This is a genomic window from Roseiarcus sp. (genome assembly GCF_052145395.1).
In the GTDB taxonomy this organism is placed as follows: domain Bacteria; phylum Pseudomonadota; class Alphaproteobacteria; order Rhizobiales; family Beijerinckiaceae; genus Roseiarcus.
Map to the genome: position 1 here is coordinate 1 of NZ_JBKQOT010000051.1, position 2,678 is coordinate 2,678.

Annotated in this window: 4 protein-coding genes; all 4 read left to right on the forward strand. The window is 66.8% G+C overall.

The genetic code is table 11. The annotated features are described in order from the left end of the window. Positions 1-89 precede the first annotated feature (89 nt). The 4 genes from ACLP25_RS01790 to ACLP25_RS01805 all read left to right on the forward strand — a co-directional run bounded on the left by ACLP25_RS01790 (position 90) and on the right by ACLP25_RS01805 (position 2,513). Positions 90-635: a hypothetical protein gene (locus ACLP25_RS01790; RefSeq protein ID WP_442467536.1), complete on the forward strand. Its 546-nt coding sequence runs from the start codon at positions 90-92 to the stop codon at positions 633-635. 218 nt (positions 636-853) lie between these two features. Further along, positions 854-1,417 (forward strand): 2-dehydropantoate 2-reductase N-terminal domain-containing protein, encoded by a 564-nt coding sequence (locus ACLP25_RS01795; protein ID WP_442467537.1) that lies wholly within the window; start codon positions 854-856, stop codon positions 1,415-1,417. Then, positions 1,408-1,782, forward strand: coding sequence for a ketopantoate reductase C-terminal domain-containing protein (locus ACLP25_RS01800; protein ID WP_442467538.1), 375 nt, complete (start codon positions 1,408-1,410; stop codon positions 1,780-1,782). The genes ACLP25_RS01795 and ACLP25_RS01800 overlap by 10 nt, the downstream gene beginning before the upstream one ends. 353 nt (positions 1,783-2,135) lie before the next feature. After that, the gene (locus ACLP25_RS01805) at positions 2,136-2,513 is read left to right on the forward strand and encodes a hypothetical protein (protein WP_442467539.1); all 378 of its coding nucleotides are present in this window, start codon (positions 2,136-2,138) and stop codon (positions 2,511-2,513) included. Positions 2,514-2,678 lie beyond the last annotated feature (165 nt).

Sequence of the window (2,678 nt, forward strand, 5' to 3'; positions counted from 1 at the left end):
GGGCGAGGCGGCTGTAGATCAAGGGCGGCGGCAAGCCGTTCGGGCAGTGGAAGAGTCCCGGCTTCGGCTACAGCGACGACGTGAAGGGCGTGCAGTGGAACATCCACGTCGACCGGAACACCGTAGAGATTCGACTCGGCGTCAACCTCGAAGGCTCGGCCAAGGGCGGCGGCAACTGGCTGATCACTGACTTTATCCTGTCGGAACTCGCTCGGCCCACGATCGAGTCGATCAAGGCGAAGGTCGACGCCGGCCGGATTCAGCTGACGCTCGCGTGCGACGCGTGGCAGGGCACCTCGCGTTACGACATCGTGGAGCACCTGATCGGCGGGCGGCGTCCTCTCCTTTCGGAGATCGATGCTCAGCTTTGGCGTCAGATGCTGATCCAGGCGAAGGGCTGTCTCGACCCGAGCCGGCAGTTCCGCGCCCGGGCGACGCAGACCGTCACTGTGCTCGACACCGGAGAAAAGCGGCTGGCTGCGCCGCCGATGGGCGGGGTGTCTCCGCATCTCGTCATCACCACGCCGATCGAGGCCGAGCCGGGCGGGGATGACGATAGGCTAGACGCCGCGATGGACCAAGCCATCACCCGGCTGCGGCCGGTCTACGAGTGGGTCTCCCGGACAGCCAAATAGACCAACCCGTCTCTCGAAACTCATTCTCGGGTCCTGCCTGTCAAAATAGGGCGCAAGCTTGAGTTTCGAGCCGCGTTGATGATCAGACCCCCAGCCTTGAAATCGTCGCCCGCGCCACGTTGTAGCTCTGCGCCAGCTCTCCAAGCGTCGCGCGCTCGGCGCGCCGCCGCCGGTGCTGGCGCCGCAGCCGAAGACCGATTGAACAGGGAGACGGAGCCATGCGCATTCTGGTCGTCGGCGCCGGCGCGACCGGCGGATATTTCGGGGCCCGGCTCGCCCACGCGGGGCGGGACGTAACCTTTCTCGTGCGGCCGGCGCGGGCCGACAAGCTCCGGCGCGTCGGCCTCAGGGTCCTCAGCCCGCACGGCGACCTCAGAATAAAGCCGCGCCTGCTCGTCGCGGGCGCGCCGACCGAGCTGTTCGACGTCGTGCTCCTGGCGGTCAAGGCTTTCGGGCTTGAGCGCGCGCTCGACGACTTCGGCCCGGCCGTCGGGCCGGAGACCATGATCCTGCCGTTCCTCAACGGCATGCGGCACATCGCCCTTCTCGTGGAGCGGTTCGGCGAGGCGCCCGTGCTCGGCGGCGTCTGTGTGGTCGCGGTGGCGCTCGACCGGCACGGCCGCATCGTCCAGCTCACCAGCGGTCTGGAGGCGCTGACCTACGGCGAGCGGGACGGCAGCCTCACGGAGCGGGCCAGAGCGCTCGACGCCGAGCTTCGGGGCGCCGGGTTCGACGCCCGATTGAGCACCGCCATCCTGCAGGAGATGTGGAGATGTGGGTGATGCTGGCGAGCGCCAGCGCCGCCACCTGCCTTCTACGCGGCACTGTCGGCGCGATCGAAGCGGCCGAGGGCGGGGCGGACGTGACGCTGCGTTGCCTCGCCGAGACGACCGCCGTCGCCGCCGCGTCTGGCCATCCGCCGCGCGAAAAGTTCGTAGAGGGGACCAAGACGATCCTGACCGCCAGGGGATCGGGTCTCGTGACCTCGGTGTACCGCGACATTCAGAACGGCCTGCCGGTCGAAGTCGAGCACATTCTCGGCGATCTCACGTCGAGGGCGCTCAGACTCGGCCTCGACACGCCGCTCCTCGACGCCGCGACGGTGCAACTGCGGGTCTACCAGAACCTGCTGCTGCAAAAGGCCTGAGGGGCGGCGGCGAGCGGTCGGGGGCGGAGACGGGCAAGACTATGGTCCGTGGGGGCGGAGCGATGCGGCTTGAAGCGAATGCCAAAGGTCGTGCGAAGTGAACACCCTTCCGCCAACCCCACCGTTCTCTTCTGCGCGCGATGGCACCGTCCGCTTATTTGACCCATCTATCCCACCGTCGCCGAACGACTGCTCTTTTGCGCGCAGCGAACGGCTGGAGTCGACGTTAACCGGTCGTTCGAGATCGCGATGGCGGACGTCTCATATCAGTTGGGCCGTGAGCGCCAATTCCACGCCTGGTCAAGCGACGTCGCAAGTGGGGGGATTCCTGCCATTCGAAATGCGCATAGGCGATGGTCTCGTCACTGTCTTGCACTGGCCTCGGTGGCGGCCACGAACTCTATTGCCTTCACAATTTCTGGAAATTCCGGCGTCGGCGCAAAGCCCTCCAGAGCGGGGCCGAGCACGGCGTGCGCGTCGGCGTCGCGGCCGGTTGCGCGATAGAGCTTTGCGAGCGAGAGCGCGGCGCGCAGTTCGAAGCTGCGGGCCTTCTGACGGCTCGCGACGGCGAGCGCGGCGAGAAACGCCTCCTCGGCGGCCGGATCGGCCGGACTGTCTTCGACAAGGATTTCGCCGCGCGTGCGGTGGAGTTCCGCGTCGAACCAGCGCTGCCCGCTGCGCTCGAAATTCTCGAGCGCATGGTCGAGCGTGGCCCCAGGCGACAGTCGTGAATGCGAAGTTGGAAGTCGGCACCGCTTCCGGAACCGTGGTTGAAGTCAACGCCGCTGCGGAAGTGCTGCAGACCGAGGTGGCCGACATGACCACCTCCTTCGACAAGAACCTGGTCGAGAACCTGCCCAATGGCGGTAACGACTTGACGGCAGTTGCCTATACCG